The sequence below is a fragment of the Pseudonocardia bannensis genome (genome assembly GCF_012911875.1).
Lineage (GTDB): Bacteria > Actinomycetota > Actinomycetes > Mycobacteriales > Pseudonocardiaceae > Pseudonocardia > Pseudonocardia bannensis.
Genome location: NZ_JAAXKZ010000080.1, coordinates 1 through 20,918, shown reverse-complemented (window position 1 = coordinate 20,918; position 20,918 = coordinate 1). Strand labels below are relative to the sequence as shown.

General features: G+C 72.9%; 21 protein-coding genes. 7 read left to right on the top strand and 14 right to left on the bottom strand.

The annotated features are described in order from the left end of the window. Positions 1 to 121 precede the first annotated feature (121 nt). Positions 122 to 1,060, top strand: a complete 939-nt coding sequence (locus HF519_RS19670) for a chymotrypsin family serine protease (protein WP_169414444.1) — start codon at positions 122 to 124, stop codon at positions 1,058 to 1,060. An 85-nt stretch (positions 1,061 to 1,145) separates the two neighbouring features. Here the strand turns inward: HF519_RS19670 and hpt are convergent, their stop codons facing one another. The 4 genes from hpt to dacB all read right to left on the bottom strand — a co-directional run bounded on the left by hpt (position 1,146) and on the right by dacB (position 5,422). After that, positions 1,146 to 1,715, bottom strand: a complete 570-nt coding sequence (hpt, locus tag HF519_RS19665; RefSeq protein WP_169414443.1) for a hypoxanthine phosphoribosyltransferase — start codon at positions 1,713 to 1,715, stop codon at positions 1,146 to 1,148. A gap of 65 nt (positions 1,716 to 1,780) precedes the next feature. After that, complete coding sequence (tilS, locus tag HF519_RS19660; protein ID WP_312860221.1) at positions 1,781 to 2,824, bottom strand: tRNA lysidine(34) synthetase TilS; 1,044 nt, start codon at positions 2,822 to 2,824, stop codon at positions 1,781 to 1,783. A 60-nt stretch (positions 2,825 to 2,884) separates the two neighbouring features. Next, a complete protein-coding gene (locus HF519_RS19655) occupies positions 2,885 to 3,913 on the bottom strand; it encodes a zinc-dependent metalloprotease (protein WP_169414455.1) in 1,029 nt (342 codons plus the stop codon). A gap of 87 nt (positions 3,914 to 4,000) precedes the next feature. Beyond that, positions 4,001 to 5,422, bottom strand: a complete 1,422-nt coding sequence (dacB, locus tag HF519_RS19650; RefSeq protein WP_169414442.1) for a D-alanyl-D-alanine carboxypeptidase/D-alanyl-D-alanine endopeptidase — start codon at positions 5,420 to 5,422, stop codon at positions 4,001 to 4,003. Between the two features lie 170 nt (positions 5,423 to 5,592). Here dacB and HF519_RS19645 point away from each other — a divergent pair, with 170 nt between their 5' ends. Next, positions 5,593 to 6,096 carry an inorganic diphosphatase gene (locus HF519_RS19645; RefSeq protein WP_169414441.1) on the top strand — a complete coding sequence of 168 codons (504 nt, stop codon included), beginning with the start codon at positions 5,593 to 5,595 and terminating at the stop codon, positions 6,094 to 6,096. 135 nt (positions 6,097 to 6,231) lie between these two features. Here the strand turns inward: HF519_RS19645 and HF519_RS19640 are convergent, their stop codons facing one another. From HF519_RS19640 to HF519_RS19620, 5 genes are all read right to left on the bottom strand, one after another. After that, positions 6,232 to 8,346: an MDR family MFS transporter gene (locus HF519_RS19640; RefSeq protein ID WP_211170282.1), complete on the bottom strand. Its 2,115-nt coding sequence runs from the start codon at positions 8,344 to 8,346 to the stop codon at positions 6,232 to 6,234. Positions 8,347 to 8,357: 11 nt separating this feature from the next. Then, positions 8,358 to 8,879 carry a MarR family winged helix-turn-helix transcriptional regulator gene (locus tag HF519_RS19635; protein WP_312860220.1) on the bottom strand — a complete coding sequence of 174 codons (522 nt, stop codon included), beginning with the start codon at positions 8,877 to 8,879 and terminating at the stop codon, positions 8,358 to 8,360. 126 nt (positions 8,880 to 9,005) lie between these two features. Further along, positions 9,006 to 9,269 carry a hypothetical protein gene (locus HF519_RS19630; protein ID WP_169414440.1) on the bottom strand — a complete coding sequence of 88 codons (264 nt, stop codon included), beginning with the start codon at positions 9,267 to 9,269 and terminating at the stop codon, positions 9,006 to 9,008. A 93-nt stretch (positions 9,270 to 9,362) separates the two neighbouring features. Beyond that, entirely contained in the window at positions 9,363 to 10,577 is a 1,215-nt protein-coding gene (locus HF519_RS19625) for an acetyl-CoA C-acetyltransferase (protein WP_169414453.1), read from the bottom strand. A 25-nt stretch (positions 10,578 to 10,602) separates the two neighbouring features. Further along, positions 10,603 to 11,055 carry a MaoC family dehydratase gene (locus tag HF519_RS19620; protein WP_169414439.1) on the bottom strand — a complete coding sequence of 151 codons (453 nt, stop codon included), beginning with the start codon at positions 11,053 to 11,055 and terminating at the stop codon, positions 10,603 to 10,605. 351 nt (positions 11,056 to 11,406) lie between these two features. On the opposite strand from HF519_RS19620, the gene HF519_RS32985 reads away from it, so the two are divergent. From HF519_RS32985 to HF519_RS19600, 4 genes are all read left to right on the top strand, one after another. After that, positions 11,407 to 12,339 carry an ATP-binding protein gene (locus HF519_RS32985; RefSeq protein ID WP_169414438.1) on the top strand — a complete coding sequence of 311 codons (933 nt, stop codon included), beginning with the start codon at positions 11,407 to 11,409 and terminating at the stop codon, positions 12,337 to 12,339. A gap of 73 nt (positions 12,340 to 12,412) precedes the next feature. Next, positions 12,413 to 13,213 (top strand): transglutaminase family protein, encoded by an 801-nt coding sequence (locus tag HF519_RS19610; protein WP_169414437.1) that lies wholly within the window; start codon positions 12,413 to 12,415, stop codon positions 13,211 to 13,213. 75 nt (positions 13,214 to 13,288) lie between these two features. Next, positions 13,289 to 14,092 (top strand): 5'/3'-nucleotidase SurE, encoded by an 804-nt coding sequence (surE, locus tag HF519_RS19605; protein ID WP_312860219.1) that lies wholly within the window; start codon positions 13,289 to 13,291, stop codon positions 14,090 to 14,092. Between the two features lie 60 nt (positions 14,093 to 14,152). Beyond that, complete coding sequence (locus HF519_RS19600; protein ID WP_169414436.1) at positions 14,153 to 14,386, top strand: hypothetical protein; 234 nt, start codon at positions 14,153 to 14,155, stop codon at positions 14,384 to 14,386. Between the two features lie 54 nt (positions 14,387 to 14,440). Here the strand turns inward: HF519_RS19600 and HF519_RS19595 are convergent, their stop codons facing one another. The 5 genes from HF519_RS19595 to HF519_RS19575 all read right to left on the bottom strand — a co-directional run bounded on the left by HF519_RS19595 (position 14,441) and on the right by HF519_RS19575 (position 19,963). Beyond that, positions 14,441 to 14,830 (bottom strand): hypothetical protein, encoded by a 390-nt coding sequence (locus tag HF519_RS19595; RefSeq protein WP_169414435.1) that lies wholly within the window; start codon positions 14,828 to 14,830, stop codon positions 14,441 to 14,443. 73 nt (positions 14,831 to 14,903) lie between these two features. Continuing rightward, a complete protein-coding gene (locus HF519_RS19590) occupies positions 14,904 to 15,086 on the bottom strand; it encodes a hypothetical protein (protein WP_169414434.1) in 183 nt (60 codons plus the stop codon). Positions 15,087 to 15,150: 64 nt separating this feature from the next. Next, positions 15,151 to 16,305 carry an acyl-CoA dehydrogenase family protein gene (locus HF519_RS19585; protein ID WP_169414433.1) on the bottom strand — a complete coding sequence of 385 codons (1,155 nt, stop codon included), beginning with the start codon at positions 16,303 to 16,305 and terminating at the stop codon, positions 15,151 to 15,153. A 5-nt stretch (positions 16,306 to 16,310) separates the two neighbouring features. Continuing rightward, positions 16,311 to 18,323 (bottom strand): acetyl/propionyl/methylcrotonyl-CoA carboxylase subunit alpha, encoded by a 2,013-nt coding sequence (locus HF519_RS19580; RefSeq protein WP_211170284.1) that lies wholly within the window; start codon positions 18,321 to 18,323, stop codon positions 16,311 to 16,313. A gap of 20 nt (positions 18,324 to 18,343) precedes the next feature. Next, positions 18,344 to 19,963: a carboxyl transferase domain-containing protein gene (locus HF519_RS19575; RefSeq protein WP_169414431.1), complete on the bottom strand. Its 1,620-nt coding sequence runs from the start codon at positions 19,961 to 19,963 to the stop codon at positions 18,344 to 18,346. Positions 19,964 to 20,117: 154 nt separating this feature from the next. Between HF519_RS19575 and HF519_RS19570 the strand changes: the two genes are divergently transcribed. Beyond that, entirely contained in the window at positions 20,118 to 20,732 is a 615-nt protein-coding gene (locus HF519_RS19570; protein ID WP_169414430.1) for an SACE_7040 family transcriptional regulator, read from the top strand. Positions 20,733 to 20,918 lie beyond the last annotated feature (186 nt).

Sequence of the window (20,918 nt, the reverse complement as noted above, 5' to 3'; positions counted from 1 at the left end):
CCTGTCCCGGTATCCGAGACGATCACCGGAACGTGGGGTATCCCACTGACCGGCATCGTCGTTAACAGCCGACGAGCGAGCGTCGGACGGGTCGTTCCGTCCGTGGCGGCGGGGAGAACACATGAGTGTCAGGTCCGGGATGCGACTGCGCGGGATCGCGGCGACCGCCGTGACCGTGGGTGTGGTGGTCGCGGGGGCGTTCGCGCTCCCGGCCACCGCGACCGCCCAGCCCGCCGACGTGCAGCCGGCCCAGGCCACGGCGTCCGACGGCTGGGCGCCGGCCTCGTCCGCGACGATCCACCCCGGCGTACTGACCGTCACCGAGGGCGGCGGGTCCTGCACCAGCAACTTCGTGTTCACCAGCGGGGACCGCGTCCTCCTCGGCCAGGCCGCGCACTGCGCGGGCACCGGGCAGGCCACCGAGACCAACGGCTGCGACTCCGGAACCATGCCGCTGGGCACGAAGGTCGAGATCACCGGCGCGAGCGTGCCCGGGACGATGGTCTACAGCTCCTGGATCACCATGCAGGAGCGCGGGGAGACCGACCCGAACGCCTGCTCGTTCAACGACTTCGCGCTGGTCGAGATCGACCCGGCCGACGTCGACAAGGTCAACCCGTCGGTGCCGTTCTTCGGCGGCCCGACCGGCATCAACACCCAGGGCCTGCCCCCCGGCGCCGAGGTCTTCTCCTACGGGAACTCGCCGGTGCGCCAGGGCATCACCGCGCTCAGCCCGAAGGCGGGCGCCAGCGCCGCCGATGTCGGTGACGGCTGGGGTCACGAGGTCTACACCGTCTCCCCCGGTGTCCCCGGCGACTCCGGGAGCGCCTACCTCGACGGCGAGGGCAAGGCGGTCGGCCTGCTGTCCACGCTCAACCTCGCGCCGCTGCCGGTCAGCAACGGCCTCAGCGACATCAGCCGCGCGCTGACCTACGCGAACGCCCACGGCGACGCCGGCTACATCGAGCTCGCCCTCGGGACCGAGCCGTTCACCAAGCTCCCCGCCGGGGTGCCGGCGACCGACGTCGCCCCGCCCGCGGGTCCGCCGCTCGGGGCCTGATCGCCCCGTCCCGCCCACCGTGCCCGGTGCCGCCTCCCGCGGCACCGGGCACGTCTTCGTCGGGCCCCGGGTCGCGGGCGTGTGCTCAGGCGTAGACGCTCGGGTCGAGCGTCCCGATGTAGGGCAGGTCGCGGTAGCGCTCGGCGTAGTCGAGCCCGTAGCCGACGACGAACTCGTTGGGGATGTCGAAGCCCACGTACTTCACCGGGACGTCGACCTTCACCGCGTCGGGCTTGCGCAGCAGGGTGCACACCTGCAGCGAGGCCGGACGCCGTGACTCCAGGTTCTTCATCAGCCAGGACAGCGTCAGCCCGGAGTCGATGATGTCCTCCACGATCAGCACGTGGCGGCCCGCGATGTCGCGGTCCAGGTCCTTGAGGATGCGCACCACCCCCGACGACGAGGTCGCCGACCCGTAGGAACTCACCGCCATGAACTCGAGCTGCACCGGCAGCGGCAGTGCGCGGGCGAAGTCCGTCATGAACATCACGGCGCCCTTGAGCACGCCGACCAGCAGCAGGTCCGAGCCGGGGCCGGGGCCGGGGCCGGCGACGTCCCGCGCGTAGTCGCGCGCGACGAGTTCGGCCAGCTCGGCCGTCTTGTCCCGGATCTGCTGCTCGGTGACCAGCACGGACGCGATGTCACCGTCGTACAAGCGGGTGGCCTCCTCGAACGGGCCCGGCGTGCGCGGGCGGGATCAGAGTGAATCGCTATAGATCATTACTGACGCTCGGCCCGGCGACAGCCGGGCCCCGGCGGGGGGAGACCGGCCCGGCGCACGAGCAGCCTCCCATGATCGCGGGCCAGGTCCAACCGGCCGGGGAGGGCGACGGGGCCCTGCCCGCGCCAACGACCGAGGAGGGCGTCGGCCGAACGTAGGTGCCCGTCGGTGAGTTCCCTCACACCCTCGGCGAGCAGCCAGCTGCGCAGCACCCGTCGGCGCACCGCGGACGGTGCGGGGGTGAGCGGCTCGACGAGCAGGGCATCACCGTCGCGGGCCGCCGCGAGCAGCCGGGCGGCCCAGGCGTCGAGCGCGTCACCGTCCTCGCGGAGCTGGGCCGCGGTCCGGGCCAGCGCCTCCCCCACCCCTCCGGCCAGCACGTCCTCCAGCAGCGGCAGCACCTCCTGGCGCAGCCGGACCCGGGTGAAGCGCGGGTCGGCGTTGTGCGGGTCGTCCCAGACCGGCAGCTCCCCCGCCCGGCACGCGGCGCGGGTGACGGCGCGGCGCACCCCGAGCAGCGGGCGCAACCACGGCGCGTCCCAGCTGCGCATGCCGGCGATCGAGCGTGCGCCGGAGCCGCGGCCGAGCCCGAGCAACACGGTCTCGGCCTGGTCGTCGAGGGTGTGCCCGAGCAGGACGGGCGTGTCGGGGTGCCGGCGGGCGGCGGTGAGCGCGGCGTAGCGGGCCCGGCGGGCGGCCGCCTCGACGCCACCGGGACCCGTCACGGTCACCGGATGGACCGTCGCCCGGATGCCGCGGCCGGTCAGCAGCGCGGCCACCTCGGCCGACCGTCGTCCCGAGCCGTCCTGCAGCCCGTGGTCGACGATCGCGGCGTGCACCCGGCCCGGGCACACGTCGTGCGCGGCGACGGTCAGCGCGAGCGAGTCGGCACCGCCGGAACACGCGACGAGCAGTGGGGCTTCGCGGGCTGCCGGAGGCAGTTCGCGCAGCGCGGCGCGGACGGCCCGGCGGATCTCGGCGACGGCGGGGTCCGGCCGCGCCGGGCGCACCGGACCGGCCGGCTCACGGGCCGTCGCTGTCACAGGAACACCGTCCCACCGGTCGATCAAGGGGAGAAGGGGCGGCGCGATGCGGGCACGGGGTCATCCCACCCGGCGCAGCCAGACCGGGGGGTCGGCGAGTTCGGCACGGGTCGGCAACGTCTCCGGCGACGACCAGACCCGGTTGAACCCGTCCATCCCGATCTCGTCCACCACGGTCTTCGTGAACGCCGAACCGACCGCGTACTGCTTCACCTTGGCCTCGACGCCCAGCAGCGCGCGCAACAGTCGATCGACGATCCCGCCGCCGCGGCGGCGGGCGGTGAACCGGCTGCGGATGGTCACGACGCTCGGCACGACCTCCGGCCCGGCGGCGTCCATGACGTGGTCGGCGTGGCCCTCGAGCAACGTGGTCAGGGCGAGCAGCCGGTCGAGCACGGCGCGCTGCTCGGGGCCCTGCAGCAGCTCGACCAGGGCGAGCGAGTCGCCACGGGCCTCCCGCAGCCCGCGCAGCGCGTCGGGCAGCCGTTGGAGCAGCGAGCCGCCGGTGGTGTCGGAGATCGTGAGGAACCGCCCGATCTCGCGGGCGAAGTAGTCGCGCAGCCAGGGCACAGCGGTGAACTGCAGCCGGTGGGTGGCCTCGTGCAGGCACACCCACAGGCCGAAGTCGACGGCCGGGACGTCCAGCGCGCGCTGTGCGGCGTGCACGTTCGGCGCCACCAGCAGCAGGCGCCCGTTGCCATCCGGGCCGCCGAAGGGGTCGTACTGGCCGAGCACGCGGCCGCCGAGGTAGGCGAGCACCGTGCCGACCTGCAGGCCGGCCGTCGTGCCGGTGACCGAGCGGGCGAGCTGCGGGGTCCGCGGCAGCCGGGCCCCGGCCGTCAGAGCGGCCATCCCGTCGACCGCGGCCGCCGCCCACGCCGGGCGGTCGACCACGTCGGCGGGCAGCAGCGGCAGGTCGGCGCCCAGGCCGGTCACATCGCGCACGTGGCCCTCGGCCACCGCGGCGTCGGATCGCAGCCGGCCCACGAGTTCCTCCGCGTCCGCCCAGCTCACCGGCGGCCCCGCCGGGACCAGCCGGGCCGCGGTGCGGCGTGCGAGCTCCCAGTCCACCGGGAGTCCGCGGTCGATGGCGTCGCTGTCGGATCCGGCGCCGTTCGCCGGTGTGGGCGCTGCGGGGTCGGTCGGTCGCGGCTGCACCCGCCCCACGCTACGCACTCAGCGGCAGCCGCAACGGCTCAGTGCGGCCGCGATCGCGTCCAGCCGGGGGCGCACGGTGGCCGGGGACTCGCCGTTGGAGATCAACGCGAACACCAGCAGCCGGCCGTCGTCGCTGGTGACCACGCCGGCGAGGCTGCTCACCCCGGTCAGGGTGCCCGTCTTCGCCCGGACCACACCACGGCCGTCGGCGGAGTTGGACGTGCCGAAGCGGCTGTCCAGCGTGCCGTCGCCGCCCGCCACCGGCAGCCCGGTCAGGATCGGGCGCAGGAACTGGGTGTCGAGGGCCCCCTGTGCCGGGGCGGCCGCGTTGGCGAGCAGCGCCCCGAGCAACCGGGCCGGTACCCGGTCGGCGGTGGACAGCCCACTGCCGTCGGCCATGACGGCTCCGGACGGGTCGAACCCGGCCTGCGCCAGTGCGGCGAGCACCTGTGCGGCCGCGCCCGTGAACGACGGTTCGCCGCCGCGGACGATGGCGACCTCGCGGGCGAGCGTCTCGGCGAGCACGTTGTCGGAGGTGCGCATCAGGTGCTCGACCAGATCCGAGATCGGTGCCGAGGAGACCGAGCCGAGCACGGTCGCGCCGGGAGCCGCGACGCCCTCGTCGACCGTGCTCGCACCCAGCTCCTCTGCCAGCGCCCGGCCGGCGGCCAGCGCGGGCCGGTCGACCCGCGGCCCGTCCTGCAGCGTCGGGTCCTCGCGGCCACCGTCGAGCATCAGCGGCACGATCGGGGCGATGTACCCGGCGGGCACGTCGGCGGGCTGCCAGCCCTGCGCCAGCGTGGGGCCGGTGTAGCGGCTCGTGTCGATCAGCACCTTGCGGATCTGGCCCGGTACCGCCCTGCGCACCTCGGCGACGAGCTCGTCGAGCCGGGCCGGCCGTGGGTAGACCGAGTCCTGCCCTTCCGGCAGCGCGGTCAGCGTGGGGTCGCCACCGCCCACCAGGATCACGGTGTCCGGGGTGGGTCCGGCCACGACCTTCGTCGAGAGCCGTTCGGTGGGATTGAGCGACAGCAGGGCCGCCGCCGCGGTGAGCAGCTTGCCGGTGGAGCCGGGCACGAGCAACCGCTCCGGTGATCGTTGCCACAGCGTGTCGCCGGAGCCCGGGTCGAGGACGACCCCGGCGAACTCGCCGAGGGCCGAGGACCGGGCCAGCGGATCGAGCACACCGTTCAGCCCCGCGGGCGTGGGCAACGGTGCGTCCGCAGCGAGCGGGCTCAGCGCCGGGACCGGGGCGGGAAGCTGCACGTCGGGCTGCTGCCGGCTGCTCAGCCCGAGGTCGGAGACCAGGGACGGCGCGGTCAGCGCGACCGCACTGCCGGTCGCAGCGGCCACGAGCAGGACCACGAGGACCGTGATCCCACGCCGGAACCCGCGCCCGGGGACGCGAAAGGTGTCGCCGATGCGCCGACCGAAACCCACCGTGCCTCCCGCTCGATTGCACACCGCACCGGCGATGGCGCGGACATGGCAGGGTCGGCCGGTCATGACCGCCCGGATGCGGTCCCTCACACTAGAGGTAGGCGCCGGAGCCGGTCGCCCGACCGGCATCGGCACTCCCAGCCCGTTCCCGAGCATCAGGAGCAGCGTCAGTGGACTTCGACGTCACCATCGAGATTCCCAAGGGCGGTCGCAACAAGTACGAGGTGGACCACGAGACCGGCCGCATCCGGCTCGACCGGACCCTCTTCACGGCCACCCAGTACCCCGCCGACTACGGCTTCATCGAGGACAGCCTCGGAGAGGACGGTGACCCGCTCGATGCCCTCGTGCTCGTGCAGGAACCGACGTTCCCCGGCTGCCTGATCCGGGCCCGCGCGATCGGGATGTTCCGGATGAAGGACGAGAAGGGCGGCGACGACAAGGTCCTGTGCGTGCCGTCCGACGATCCGCGCCAGGAGCACCTGCGCGACATCCATCACCTGCCCGAGTTCGACCGCGCCGAGATCCAGCACTTCTTCGAGATCTACAAGACGCTCGAGCCGGGCAAGAGCGTGGAGGGCGCGACCTGGGTGGGCCGGGCCGACGCCGAGCGCGAGATCCACGCGTCCTGGAAGCGGGCCAAGGACGTCGCGGAGTCCGGCGCAGAGCACTGATCCGCCGCGCCGCCCGGCGCCGGTTCGCCGGCGCCCGGGCGGCGGCCCGGGCGCATCCCGGCGTGGTCGGAGCTCTCGCCGTCGGAACCGGTACCGAGCCCTGCGGTCACGGCGTCGACCCGTGCCGCGCCGGCCCTACTCGATGCCGGTTCCGTGGGTCTCCCGCGGCCGGTCCGCGCCGGGCTGCCGATCCGGCACCTGTTCCACCGGCCCCAGGAGCCGCTCGACCTGGGCCGGGCTGAGCCCCTGCGCCACGAGCTGCTCGGCGGCGTCGGCGAGCTCCGCGGTGCGAGCAGCCAGCTCCCGCCGCGCCCGGCGGATCCCCTCCCGGGCCCGTTCCGCCTCGCCGATGACCGCGATCGCGCGCTGCGGGTCGGGCAGCAGCAGGGCGAGCAGCCGGTCACGGGCGTCGCCGTCGGCCCGGGGTGCGAGCCCGTTCCCGTCCCCCGTGGTGATCGGATCGTGCGGCGGGCCGTCCACCGGCGTCCGGGCCGGCCCCGCAGGCCACTCCGCCGGTTCCACCCGGCGCGCCGGCTCGGGTGCGGCCCCCGCCTGCTCCGGCACCGTCACCGGGACGGCCGACGGGTCGAGGCTCTCGAGCGGGTCCGCGGCGCGGCGCGCGTCCACACCCGATTGCGTGCGCAGCGGGACCTCCTTCATCGCGATCACGCAGACCAGCCCGGACACGAGTACCGCTGCGCCGGTCAGGAACACCAGGCTCATCGAGCCCGCGAACCCCTCGAGGATCGGGCGGGCCAGCCGCGGGTCGACCGCCGACAGGAACGAGGAGTCGTCGAGCGGCACCGGGGTGCCGCCACGCAGCGCGCCGAGGACCGGCTCGTTGGCCGGGTCCGAGGTCACTGTGGGGTCGGCCAGCGCGGCGCGGAACCCGGGGTCGCCGGCGGCGGCCCGGAAGTTGTCGGCGATGCGGCCGGGCAACGTGCTGAACAGGATCGACAGGAAGACCGCGGTGCCGAGCGTGCCGCCCATCTGCCGGAAGAACGTCGCCGACGCCGTCGCCACGCCCATGTCCTTCGGTGGCATCGCGTTCTGCACGGCCAGGGTGAGCGGCTGCATGTTGCCGCCGAGACCCCACCCGAACACGACCATGTAGACGGCGGTCTGCCAGAACGGCGTGTCCACCCCGACGCGGGTGAACAGCAGCAGCCCGACGATCATCAGCGTGATCCCGATGATCGGCCAGACCTTGTAGCGCCCGGTGCGGGAGATCAGCTGCCCGGAGAAGATCGACATCGACATGATCCCCAGCACCAGCGGCAGCGTGAGCAGCCCGGCCTCGGTGGGCGTCGCGCCCTTGACGATCTGCAGGTACAGCGGCAGCAACGCGATCCCGCCGAACATGCCCAGGCCGGCGATGAACGCGGCCCCGGAGCCCCAGCTGAAGACCCCCGAGCGGAAGAACCGCAGCGGCAGCAGCGCGTCGTCGCCGATGCGGCGCTCGGCCAGCAGGAACGCCAGCAGCCCGATCGCGCCGATCACGAAGCAGGTCACCGACGGGCCGGAGACCCACCCCCAGGTCCGGCCCTGCTCGGCGACGATCAGCAACGGGACCAGACCGACCGCGAGCGCCAGCGCGCCCGGCCAGTCGATCCGGTGGTCACGGCGGGTGTGCGGGATGTTGAGCACCTTCGAGACCACGAACAGCGCGAGGATCCCGAGCGGGACGTTGATCAGGAAGACCCAGCGCCAGCCGGCGATGCCGAGGAGCTCGGCCCGGCCCGCGAAGAACCCGCCGGCGACCGGCCCCAGGACACTGGAGGTGCCGAACACCGCGACGAAGTAGCCCTGGTACCTGGCCCGCTCCCGGGGCGCCACGATGTCGCCGATGATGGTCAGCGCCAGCGAGAACAGACCCCCCGCACCGAGGCCCTGCAGCGCCCGGAACGCCGCCAACTGGTACATCGTGGTGGCGAACGTGCAGGCCACCGAGCCGACCACGAAGATCCCGATCGCCGTGAGGAACAGCGGCTTCCGGCCGTAGAGGTCGGACAGCTTGCCGTACAGCGGCGTCGTGATCGTCGCGGTGATCAGGTACGCGGTGGTGGCCCAGGCCTGCAGGCTGAGACCGTCGAGGTCGTCGGCGATGGTCCGGATCGACGTCGCGACGATCGTCTGGTCGAGCGCGGCGAGGAACATGCCGACCATGAGCCCGGCGAAGATCGTCAGGATCTGCTTGTGGCCCAGCGAGGACTCGGCCGGGCCGCTGTCGGCCGCTGCGGGCGCGGACATCGCGGCTCCCTTCACGACCGGTCCGCGGCGGCGGCGTCGCCGGGCCCCGCCTCGGTGGAGCGTGAGCGGTAGTTCTCGAAGTCCGTGGTGAACCGGGCGAGCAGCGTACCCAGCTGCTGCCGGTCGGACGGCGACCAGTGCGCGATCATCGCGGCGATCGTCTGATTGCGGAGCCTGCGGTTCTCCTCGAACACCCGGCGGCCCTCGTCGGTGGCCGCGAGGAGGGTGGCGCGGCCGTCATCGGGGTCGGCCCTGCGCTCGACGAGACCGAGCCGGACCAGGTGCCCGATCTGGCGGCTGACGGTCGACGGGTCGGAGTGCACCGCCTCGGCCAGCGCACTGGACCGGCGTGGGCCGTCGTTCACCAGGTGGACGAGCAGGAGATAGGTCGCGCGTTCGACGGCGTCGGGGTACTCGGCCTGGTACTGGGCGAACGCGCGCTCGAGCAGCCGGATGAGACGGACGAGCTCGGAGCCGATCCGGTCGGCACCGGCCAGATCCGCTTCCTCCCCGGTGTGTTCCTGGGAGGGCACGGTGAGCCCCTCTCGATCGACAGGTCCGGACGCGTGCAGGACTCACGCAAGCAGTTGGCGCATGCAAGCATGTGCCGGTCCGGACGGCAAGTCGATCCCCAGGTCCCGCGCGGCGGCGCGGCCGGCTCAGCCCACGGGGTCGCCCACCGGTGCGAGCGCGGCCCGCCCGGCCGCCGTGAGCCGAGCCGGGCCGGGCGACGCTCCCGCCCCCGGCACGGCCAGCAGCCCGGCCTCGATCAGCCGGCGAGCCGCGGCGAAATCGGCGCACGGAAGGCCGTCGATCAACAACACGGGCTCGCACCGCACGCTCAGGGCGCAGCGGCCGTCGGCCACCGCACGCAGCAGCGCGACATCGCGACCGGTCAACATGTGCGCCGTAGCGCTGGACATCCCGACTCCCCTCGGCGGACAACGCCTATCGAGAACATCGGCCGCCGAGGGGGATGTGTTTCAGGACATACGGACCCGAACGGATGATCCTCGTCAGGCCGCCCGCTCGAACAGCGCGGCGAGGCCCTGGCCCCCGCCGATGCACATCGTCTCGAGCCCGTAGCAGGCGTCGCGGCGGACCATCTCCCGGGTCAGGGTGGCCAGGATCCGCCCCCCGGTGGCCCCCACCGGGTGACCGAGCGAGATCCCCGAACCGTTGACGTTGAGCCGGTCGAAGTCGCTCGGGGTGAGCCCCCACTCCCGGGTGCAGGCCAGCACCTGCGCGGCGAACGCCTCGTTCAGCTCGATCAGGTCCACGTCCTTGAGCGCCACCTCCGCGGCGTCCAAGGCCTTCGCCACCGCCGGCACCGGCCCGATCCCCATGGTCTTCGGCGGCACCCCGCCGATCCCCCAGGACACCAGCCGGGCCAGCGGCCGCAGCCCCAGCTCGGCGGCCTTCGCCGGGTGCGTGACCACACAGATCGCGGCGCCGTCGTTCTGCCCCGAGGCGTTGCCCGCGGTCACCGTCGCGTCCGGGTCGCCCTTGCCCAGGATCGGGCGCAACGTCGCCAGCTTCTCGACGGTGCTCTCCGGACGGATGTGCTCGTCGCGATCGACCACCGTGTCGCCCTTGCGGCCCTTCACGGTGACCGGCACGATCTCCTCGGTGAACCGGCCCTCGGCCTGAGCCGCGGCCGCCCGCTGGTGCGAGCGCACCGCGTACTCGTCCTGCTCCTGGCGCGGGATCGCGTAGTCCCGGCGCAGGTTCTCCGCGGTCTCCAGCATCCCGCCGGGCACCGGGAAGTTCACCCCGCCCGCGGTCACCCGGCCCCGGGCCAGCGCGTCGTGCAGCATCACCCCGGGCCCGCCCTTGGCCCCCCAGCGCATCGAGGTGGAGTAGAACGGCGCATTCGACATCGACTCCGCCCCGCCGGCCAGCACCACCTCCGAGGCCCCGGCCTGCACCTGCATCGCCGCATAGATCACCGCCTGCAGCCCGGACCCGCAGCGGCGGTCGATCTGCAACCCGGTCGCGGTCACCGGCAGCCCGGCGTCCAGCGCCGCCACCCGCCCGATCGCCGGGGCGTCCATCGTCGGGTAGCAGTGCCCGAGCAGCACGTCGTCCACCGCTTCGGGCGGTAGCCCCGTACGCTCCAGCAGCGCCTTGATGACCGTGGCCGCCAACTCGTGGGCCGGCACGTCGCGCAGGGAGCCGCCGAAGCCACCCACCGGGGTCCGCAACGGCTCGCAGATCACCGCATCACGCATGTTCGCCATCTCCAGATCGAGGCGCTCAGATGTAGTAGCGCAGCAAGCTCTCGGCCACGACGGCAGGCCGCTCGGATCCCTCGATCTCGATGGTCACCTTGTTGGTCACCTGGACCCCGCCGCTGACGTCGGCGACGTCGAGCAGTTCGATGCTGCCCCGGATCCGGCTGCCGACGGGCACCGGGGAGGTGAACCTCACCTTGTTGAGCCCGTAGTTGATGGTCATCTTGACGTTGTCGACCTTGTAGATCTGCCAGCCGATGACGGGGATCAGCGACAGGGTGAGGAAGCCGTGCGCGATCGTGGTTCCGAACGGGCCGTCCTTGGCCTTCTCGGCGTCCACGTGGATCCACTGGTGATCGCCGGTCGCGTCGGCGAAGGTGTCGATCTGGGACTGGTCGACGGTGATCCACTCGCTCTGGCCGAGCGTCGTGCCCTTGGCCTCGCGCAGTTCATCCACACTGTTGAAGACGCGCATTCGCAACCCCTCACCCATCGGTCCGGCCGGGCCGCGACGGCCCGTCCGGGACAGCACTCTCAGCTCTGGTCACCCTGCCATACGGCGGTCGCCGGGACGGGCCTCACGCGGCCCCCTCGGCGGTCCCGACGAGCACCCGGCTCGTCGCGCCGCACCCGGACATCGGCCCGGTGTCGGGGTCCGGTGGGCGGCGGGCGCGGCCTGCGTCACGTCCGCCACAGTGGAGGGAGGCTCCGTTCGGCGACGGCGGCACCGGGGCACTATCGTGCGCCGCGGACGTCGACGTGTCGGGACGGGGCAGATGACCACCCTTGTGATGGGCTCCACCATCCGGTACGCGGATGGGCCGTCGTGAGCGGTGCGACCGGCCTGGTGCACGAATGCGTCCTCTACTCGACGACCGGCCAGCTCGCCGGTCAGCTCGCCCCCCGGGTACGCGCCGCGGTGCAGGTCGGCGACCCGGTCGTGGCGGTCCTGAACGAGATCGGCCGGTCCGCACTCGTGGATGCACTCGGACGCGACGCCGAGGCCGTGGAGTTCCACGACCCGGCCGGGGTGCACAGCGTCCCGGCCTTCACCGTGGCGGTCCGCTGGGCCCGGCTGACGAGGCGCCTCCAACGCCCCGGGTCCCGCACCACCGTGGTCAGCCAGCACGTCGAGGACCTCCCGCAGTCCGACCCGGGCCACTGGCCCCGACTGGACGCCGCGCTCAACGTCGCGCTGCACGGGCTGCCCATCACCATGCTGTGCCTGTACCCGGACCACGCCGACGTGCTGCCCCGGGTCCTCTCGACGCACCGCACGCTGCTCGCCGATGGCCGCTCGACGCCCAGCGACGCCTACCGCGACCCGTTGGAGGTCGTCGCGGAGTACCCGCCCCCGCCGCCGCCCGACCTCGGCCCTCCCGATGCCGAGCTCGGGTTCGATGTCACCGGGCTGTCGGCCGCCCGGAACCTGGTGGCGTCGGTGTCGGCACGGATCGGGCCGGCCCCGGACCGGATCGCCGATCTCGTGCTCGCCGTCAACGAGATCGCGAGCAACAGCGTCGAACACGGCCCCGGATCGGGCCGGCTGCGGCTGTGGACAACACCGACGCGGATCATCGCCGAGGTCCACGACACCGGCTGGATGGCCGTCCCGTTCCCCGGCATGGTCGCACCGTCACCGAGCGGCGAGCGCGGCCGCGGGCTGTGGCTGGCCTCCGAGCTGTCCGACGTGCTGCAGATCTGGAGCGACTCCGACGGCACGGTGGTCCGGCTGTTCATGGACCGGGACGGCTCCTAGCCGGCCCGCCCGCCGGGTCACGATCTCGCTGCGTCTGTGCCATCCGGCCATTCCGGCGTGCAGGATGTTCCGGGTGGATCCCGTCGAACGGTTCAAGGCGCTGGTCAACGAACCGGACCCGGCGCTCGACGAGGCTGCGCTCGCCCTGGCCGCAGGCGCCGACCCCACCCTCGACCCGGCGCGCTGGCTCGCCGAGCTCGATCGGCTGGCGGACGGGGTCAGCACCCTGCACGAGCTCGTGCGACGCCTGTTCGTCGAGCAGGCGTTCGTGGGCAACACCGTCGACTACTACGACCCGCGCAACTCCCTGCTGCCGCACGTACTGACCCGCCGGACCGGTATCCCGATCACCCTCGCGGTGGTGTGCATCGAGGTCGGGCGGCGCGCCGGGATCGCGCTGGAAGGCGTCGGCATGCCCGGACACTTCCTGGTCCGCGCGTCCGGCACCGAGCACTACCTGGACGTGTTCGCCGGCGGCCGGTCCCTCGACATGGCCGGCTGCGAGGCGCGGTTCCGGGCGGCCACCGGGGCCGGTGCCGACGTGGCCTTCGGGCCGCATCTGCTCGCCCGCACGACGACCCGCGGCATCATCACCCGGATGCTCGAGAACCTGCGCTCGATCTACCGCGAGCGCGGCCGGCACGCCGACCTGGAGTGGGTGCTGCGGATGCGGCTGGCGCTGCGCCACGAGGGTCCGCCGCTGATCATCGAGCTCGCGCGGACCCAGGGCGAGCAGGGCCGCTGGCTCGACGGGGCGCGGCTCATCGACCGCTACGTGTCGGATGCGGAGGCGAACCCCCGCTCCGGTCTGAGTGCGGACCAGCTCGACGAGCTGCGGACCGCCTCGCGCTCACTGCGGGCCCACCTGAACTGAGCCCCGGCCCGGGGCCGGCGTGGGAGAGATCTCGACCACAGCCGCCGGCCCGCTCGGCTCACCTACGGTGGAGCAGTGGCCTCCTCCCGCCGACTGCGCGCACTGATCACCAACGACGACGGTATCGACTCGCCCGGGCTGTGGGCCCTGGCGGCGGCAGCGCGGGACGCGGGGCTCGACGTCGTCGTGGCGGCCCCGCACACCGACGCGAGCGGGGTCGGCGCCTCGGTGCTGTCGGTCCGTGAGGGCAACCGGACCGCGGTACACCCGCGCGAGCTGCCCGGGCTGCCCGGGATCCCGGCCTTCGCGGTGGAAGGGCACCCGGCGTTCATCGTGCACGCGGCCGGACGAGGCTGGCTGGACCCGGTCCCGGACGTCGTCCTGTCCGGGATCAACCTCGGCTCCAACGTGGGCCGCGCGGTCCTGCACTCGGGCACCGTCGGTGCGGCTCTCACCGCGGGACTGCACGACTGGTACGGGCTGGCCGTCTCGCTGGACACCGGGCTGCGTGTGCCCGAGGACCCGCACTGGGAGGCGCCGGCGCAGCTGCTGCCCACGGTGCTCGACCTGCTCCTGGCCGAGGCACCCGGCACGGTGTTCTCGATGAACGTGCCGGACCGCCCGGTGGACGAGCTGGGCGAGCTGCGCGAGGCCAGGCTGGCCCGGTTCGGCGCCGTGCAGGTACGCGTCGTGCACCGCGACGGCGAGCCGAACGGGACGCTGCACACCAGCGTGATCGAACCGGAGGCCGAGCCCGATCCCGACTCGGACGTCGCGCTGCTCGCCCAGGGTCACCCCACTCTCACCGAGTTGCGGCCCGTGCGCGAGGAGCCGGGGGTACGGCTGTCACGCTCCGCAACCGCTGACCTGAGCGGCTGACGGCTGGACGACCCGTCCGGCCCAGCGCGCGCCGGTGCGGGCGAGGTGCACGGGGACGGTGTGACGCGCGTGACCCCCGGATCGGGCGTGATCTGGACAACGGTGCACGATCTGTCAATGCGTGATGGCGACTGCCGCTCCGAATGGGCGACACATTTCTCCCGAACCGTCGCCGACGAGATTCGTCAGGGTGTGCGCACCGGAGCCATCACGTGGGCCGAAGCGGAGGAGCTGCTGGCCCGGCTGCGGGTGCTGGTCGACCAGGCCCTCGACTTCACGCCCCAGTTCGGCTGACGGCGGCCGCGCGGGCACGACGATGACCGGCCGCCCCGGTGGCGGCCGGCCCGCTCAGTGCACGTCGGTGCCGGTGAGCTGCTCCTCGAGCCGGTCGGCGAACTCGACGACCAACCGGAACGGACGCTCGAACGCGGACAGGTTCGAGTCCTCGAGCGGGATCGAGTGCCGGAAGACCGCGACGCCGTCGGTCGCCGCGACACCGCCGACGACGGACTCGGCGGCCAGATCCAGCAGCCGGGCCAGGTCGATGTCGGCGACCCGGGCCACCGGCGAGGCGATCTGCGCCCACGGGTGGCCGTCCTCGCCCGTCACCTGCCGCACCACGACCAGCTGGGTCCGCTCACCGGTCGTGGAGAGGTTGAACCACAGCTCCCCCTCGCGCTGGCGCATGACCTCGTACCGCATTCGCACGTAGGACACCAGATCATCCCAGCCGGCCACGTCGGCTCCTTCCACTCGACGGGCGACCGTACCGCGGCCCGGTCAGCTCGTGCGGTAGGAGGTCAACAGCTGGTCACCGGAGCGTGGTCGTCGGTGAGGACCGCGGCGTCGCCGGCGAGCGCGACGCCGATGACCACCGTCGTCGACTCAGGGTCAACCCGACGTACGGCGCGACGAGGCGGGTCGCCAGGGTCTCCACGACCAGGATCGCCGCCCCACTGACGAGGACGACGATCCGGGCCGATAGGGCGTTCACCCCGCCATCCTCGTCGCGTCCGAGCCCCGCTGCGCGCACGGGTGCGGGCGGCGGGGCGGTGCGGTCACAACCCGAGCTGGCGGGCGATCAGCATCTTCTGCACCTCGGAGGTGCCCTCGCCGATCTCCAGGATCTTGGCGTCGCGGTAGAACCGGCCGACCGGGTACTCGTTCATGAACCCGTAGCCGCCGAAGATCTGTGTGGCGTCCCGCGCGTTGTCCATGGCCGCGTTCGAGGAGACCAGCTTGGCGATCGCCGCCTCCTTCTTGAACGGCTCGCCCTTCAGCATCTTGTCGGCGGCCGCGTAGTAGGCCAGTCGCGCGGTGTGCGCCCGGGCCTCCATGTCGGCGATCTTGAACTGGATCGCCTGGTAGGAGCCGATCGGGTTGCCGAACGCCTCTCGCTCGTGGGCGTAGCGCACCGACTCGTCGACGCAGCCCTGGGCCAGCCCGACGCTCAGCGCCGCGATCGCGACCCGGCCCTCGTCCAGGATGGACAGGAACTGGGCGTACCCGCGACCCCGCTCGCCGAGCAGGTTCGACGCCGGGACACGGCAGTCGTCGAAGAACAGCTCCCGGGTGTCGGAGGCGTTCCAGCCGACCTTGGAGTACTTCTCCGAGACCGTGAAGCCCGGCGTCCCCGCCGGGACCATGATCGCGGAGATCTCCTTCTTGCCACCCTCCCGCTCACCGGTGATCGCGGTGACCGTGACGACCGAGGTGATGTCGGTGCCGGAGTTCGTGATGAACGCCTTCGAGCCGTTGATGACCCACTCGTCGCCCTCGAGGCGGGCGGTGGTCCGGGTCGCACCGGCGTCGCTGCCGCCGCCGGGTTCGGTCAGCCCGAACGCGCCGAGTTTCTCCCCGGCGGCCAGTGCGGGCAGCCACTGCGCCTTCTGCTCGTCGTTGCCGAAGCGGTAGATCGGCATCGCACCGAGCGAGACACCGGCCTCCAGCGTGATCGCGACGGAGGAGTCGACCCGGGCGAGCTCCTCCAGCGCGAGGCAGAGCGCGAAGTAGTCACCGCCCATGCCGCCGTGCTCCTCGGCGATCGGGAGGCCGAACAGGCCCATCGCGCCCATCTTCTTGACCAGGTCGTACGGGAAGTCGCCGCGCTCGTAGAAGTCACCGATGACCGGGGCGACCTCCTTGCGCGCGAAGTCCTCGACGGTGGTCCGCAGTGCGGCGTGCTCCTCGCTGAGTTCGAGATCCAGAGGCATTGCTGTCACTCCTCCCCGGGAGTCGATTCGGAATGGGATTCGACGACTGTCTCGACGACCAGGAGCACCGCGTCCTTGGCGACGGTGCCGCCGGCGCGGGCCTTCAGCTCGCGGACCACCCCGTCGACCGGGGCGGTGAGCACGTGCTCCATCTTCATCGCCTCGACGACGACGAGCCGGTCGCCGGCGGCGACCTGTTGGCCCTCGGTGACCTCGACGACGGTCACGGTGCCGGGCATCGGGGACAGCACCGGTCCGCCGGCGCCCTCCTCCGCGTGCCGGGCGGCCTCGAGCGGTTCCTGCTCGCGGACGGCCCAGGACCGCCCGTCGCGGGCCAGCCAGAGCGTCGCGCCGTCCTGCGCGTAGGCGTAGCGGCGGGTGACGCCACCGAGGGAGACGGCCAGGGCGCCGTCGACGACCCGGGCCGACGCGGGCACCGGCTCGCCGTCACCGATCACGACCTCGGCGTCCCGGGCCCGGCCGCGGACATGCACCTCGACCGGCTCGTGCTCGGACACCAGCATCCGCCAGGTCGTCGCCGCCGGCCCTCCGATGCGCCAGCCGCCCGGCACGTCGAACGGGTCGACGACCGGTCCGGTGGGCTCCAGGTGCAGCAGGGCGTGCAGGGCCGCGGCGGCGGGCACGTCGTCGGGCAGATCCGCCGCCGCGAGTGCGTCGACCCGGCGGCCGACGAGGCCGGTGTCCAGCCGCGCGGCCCGGACGTCGTCGTCGGCGAGCAGCACGCGGAGGAAACCGATGTTCGTGCCCAGGCCGAGCAGGACGGTCTCGCGCAACGCGGCATCGAGCCGGCGCAGGGCCTGGTCCCGGTCGGTGCCGTGGGCGATGACCTTGGACAGCATCGGGTCGTAGTCGGAGCCGACGACACCACCGGGCAGGACGCCCGAGTCGACGCGGATCCCCGGGCCCTGCGGTTCGTGCAGCGCGAGGATCCGCCCGCCGGTGGGCAGGAAGCCGGCCGCGGGGTCCTCGGCGTAGACCCGGACCTCGACGGCGTGCCCGGTGAGCCGCACGTCGTCCTGAGTGATCGGCAGCGGCTCCCCGGCGGCTACCCGCAGTTGCAGCTCGACCAGGTCGAGTCCGGTCACCAGCTCGGTGACCGGGTGCTCGACCTGCAGCCGGGTGTTCATCTCCATGAAGAAGAACTCGTCGGGGGAGTCCGAACCGACGATGAACTCGACCGTCCCGGCACCGGTGTAGCCGACCGCACGGGCCGCCTCGACGGCGGCGGCACCCATCCGCTCCCGCTGCTCGGGCGTGAGCAGCGCGGACGGCGCCTCCTCGACGATCTTCTGGTGCCGGCGCTGCAGGCTGCACTCGCGCTCGCCGAGGTGGACCACGTTGCCGTGGGCGTCGGCCATGACCTGGATCTCGATGTGCCGCGGGGTCGTGATGAGCCGCTCGACGAGCAGCGTGTCGTCGCCGAAGGACCCGCGGGCCTCCCGCCGGGCGCCGGCGATGGCGTCGGCGAGGCCCTCCGCGGAGTGCACCTCGCGCATTCCCTTGCCGCCACCGCCGGCCGACGGCTTGAGCAGCACGGGGTAGCCGACCTCGGCGACCGCCGCGGCGAGCTCGTCGTCGGAGAGCCCGGCCCCGTCGGAGCCGGGGACGACCGGGACCCCCGCCTTCGCGACGGTCTGCTTGGCCCGGATCTTGTCGCCCATCGCCTCGATCGCGGAGGCGGGCGGGCCGACGAACACGATGCCGGCGTCCTCGCACGCGGCGGCGAACGCGGTGTTCTCGCTCAGGAAGCCGTAGCCGGGGTGGACGGCCTGGGCTCCGGTGGCCTTCGCGGCCTCGATCACGGCGGGGATCGACAGGTAGCTCTGGGCGGCAGCGGCCGGCCCGATGCGCACGGCGACGTCGGCCTCGGCGACGTGCCGGGCGTCCGCGTCGGCGTCGCTGTACACGGCGGCGGAGCGGATGCCCATGGCGCGCAGTGTGCGGATCACCCGGACCGCGATCTCGCCGCGGTTCGCAACCAGGACGGTGTCGAACATTCCCGACATTCCTGCTCCCCTCACATCCGGAAGACGCCGAAGGCGGGTTCGGCGAGCGGGGCGTTGGCGGCCGCGGACAGCGCGAGCCCGAGGACGGTGCGGGTGTCGGCGGGGTCGATCACACCGTCGTCCCAGATCCGGGCCGTGGAGTAGTAGGGGTGGCCCTGGTGCTCGTACTGGCCCCGGATGCGGTCCTTGAACTCCTCGTCGGACTCGCCGTTGCCGTTGCCCCGGACCGTGGAGAGCACCGTCGCCGCCTGCTCGCCGCCCATCACCGAGATCCGGGCGTTGGGCCACATGAACAGGAACCGGGGCGAGTACGCGCGCCCGCACATCGAGTAGTTCCCGGCGCCGAACGACCCACCGATGATCACGGTGAACTTCGGGACCCGGGTGGAGGCCACCGCGGTCACCATCTTGGCGCCGTTCTTCGCGATGCCACCGGCCTCGTACTCGCGGCCGACCATGAACCCGGAGATGTTCTGCAGGAACACCAGCGGGATGCCGCGCTGGTCGCACAGCTCGATGAAGTGCGCACCCTTGAGCGCGGACTCGGAGAACAGGATCCCGTTGTTCGCGACGATGCCCACCGGATGTCCGTGCAGCCGGGCGAACCCGGTGACCAGGGTCGTGCCGTACTCGGCCTTGAACTCGTGGAACCGGGAGCCGTCGACGATGCGGGCGATCACCTCACGCACGTCGTAGGGGGTGCGCGAGTCGGTCGGGACCACACCGTAGAGCTCGGCCGGATCGGCCAGCGGCTCCTCGGTCGGCAGCACCTCCCACGGCCGCGGCGCGCGCGGACCCAACGTCCCGACGATCGAGCGGACGATCTGCAGCGCGTGCGCGTCGTCGGCGGCCAGGTGGTCGGTGACCCCGGAGGTGCGCGAGTGCAGGTCGCCCCCGCCGAGCTCCTCGGCGGTCACGACCTCGCCGGTCGCGGCCTTCACCAGCGGCGGACCACCGAGGAAGATCGTCCCCTGGTTGCGGACGATCACCGCCTCGTCGCTCATCGCCGGCACGTAGGCCCCGCCCGCGGTGCACGAGCCGAGCACCGCGGCGATCTGCGGGATGCCCAGTCCCGACATCGTGGCCTGGTTGTAGAAGATCCGGCCGAAGTGCTCGCGGTCGGGGAAGACGTCGTCCTGCGCGGGCAGGTAGGCGCCGCCGGAGTCGACCAGGTAGATGCAGGGCAGCCGGTTGTGCAGGGCCACCTCCTGCGCGCGCAGGTGCTTCTTGACCGTCATCGGGTAGTAGGTGCCGCCCTTGACGGTGGCGTCGTTGGCGACGATGACGCACTCGCGCCCGGAGACCCGGCCGACACCGGTGATCATCCCGGCGCCGGGGGCCTCGTCGCCGTACATCCCGCCCGCAGCCAGCGGCGAGAGCTCCAGGAACGGGCTCGACGGGTCGACCAGGGAGTCGACACGGTCGCGCGGAAGCAACTTGCCGCGCTCGACGTGCCGGGCCCGGGCCCGCTCCGGCCCACCGAGGCGGGCGGCCCCGAGCCGGGCGTTCAGATCGGCGACCAGCGCGCGGTGCGACTCGGCGTTGCGCTCGAAGTCGTCGCCACCGGGGTCGGCCGAGCTGCTCAGCACGCGGCCGGCGGCCGACGGCGCGCGCAGGGTGGAGGCGTCCATCGCGGGCCTGCTCCTCTCACGACGCGGTTAGCAGTTGTTAACACGTTAGCGCTCATTAACGCCTCGCACCAGAGGGGCCACTCCAACGCAGGCCGGACGCGTGCCGGCCGCAATGGAGTAAGTGGACATTAACTTTGCGCGCTATCCTGGGCCGATGGCGGCGTCCCCCGAGATCGGAGCCGGCGCGGGCCCGGCCGGCACCCGTAGCCGGCGGGAGCAGATCCTCACCGTCGCCGCACAGCTGTTCGCCCGGCACGGGTTCCACGGGGTGAGCATCGCCGATCTCGGCGCGGCGGTCGGGGTGAGCGGCCCGGCCCTGTACCGGCACTTCCCCGGCAAGGAGGCGCTGCTCGCCGAGATGCTGATCGGCATCAGCGAGCACCTGCTGGCCGGTGGGCAGGAGCGCGCCGCCGCCGCCGATGATCCGCGCGAGGTACTTGCCGCGCTGATCGACTTCCAGGTCGACTTCGCGCTGCGCGAGCCGGAACTGATCGTCGTGCAGGACCGCGACCTGGCGAACCTGCCGCCGGCCCCGCGGCGACGCGTCCGGCTGCTGCAGCGCACCTACGTCGAGATCTGGGTGGACACCCTGCGCCGGATCAACCCGGAGCTCACCCCCGAGTCGGCCCGGATCGCCGCGCACGGCGCCTTCGGGCTGCTCAACTCCACGCCGCACAGCGGTACCCGGGGCAGCCGCGCCGAGGTGGCGGCCCTGTTGCACCGGATGGCCTGGGCCGCACTCACCGGCCTGGCCCCGCGGGCCGGCTGATCCAGCACGCCACACCGATTCGCGGATCTACCCCGACCGCACGGCTTCGATCGACTCGCAAGCGCCTGAACGCGAGTCGCACAAGGCCTGACCGCGACTCGCGCGCGGCCTGGCCCCGACTCGCGCGCGGAATTACACCGACTCGCGCACGGTCTGACCGCGACTCGCGGGGGCGGGGGTGGGGGT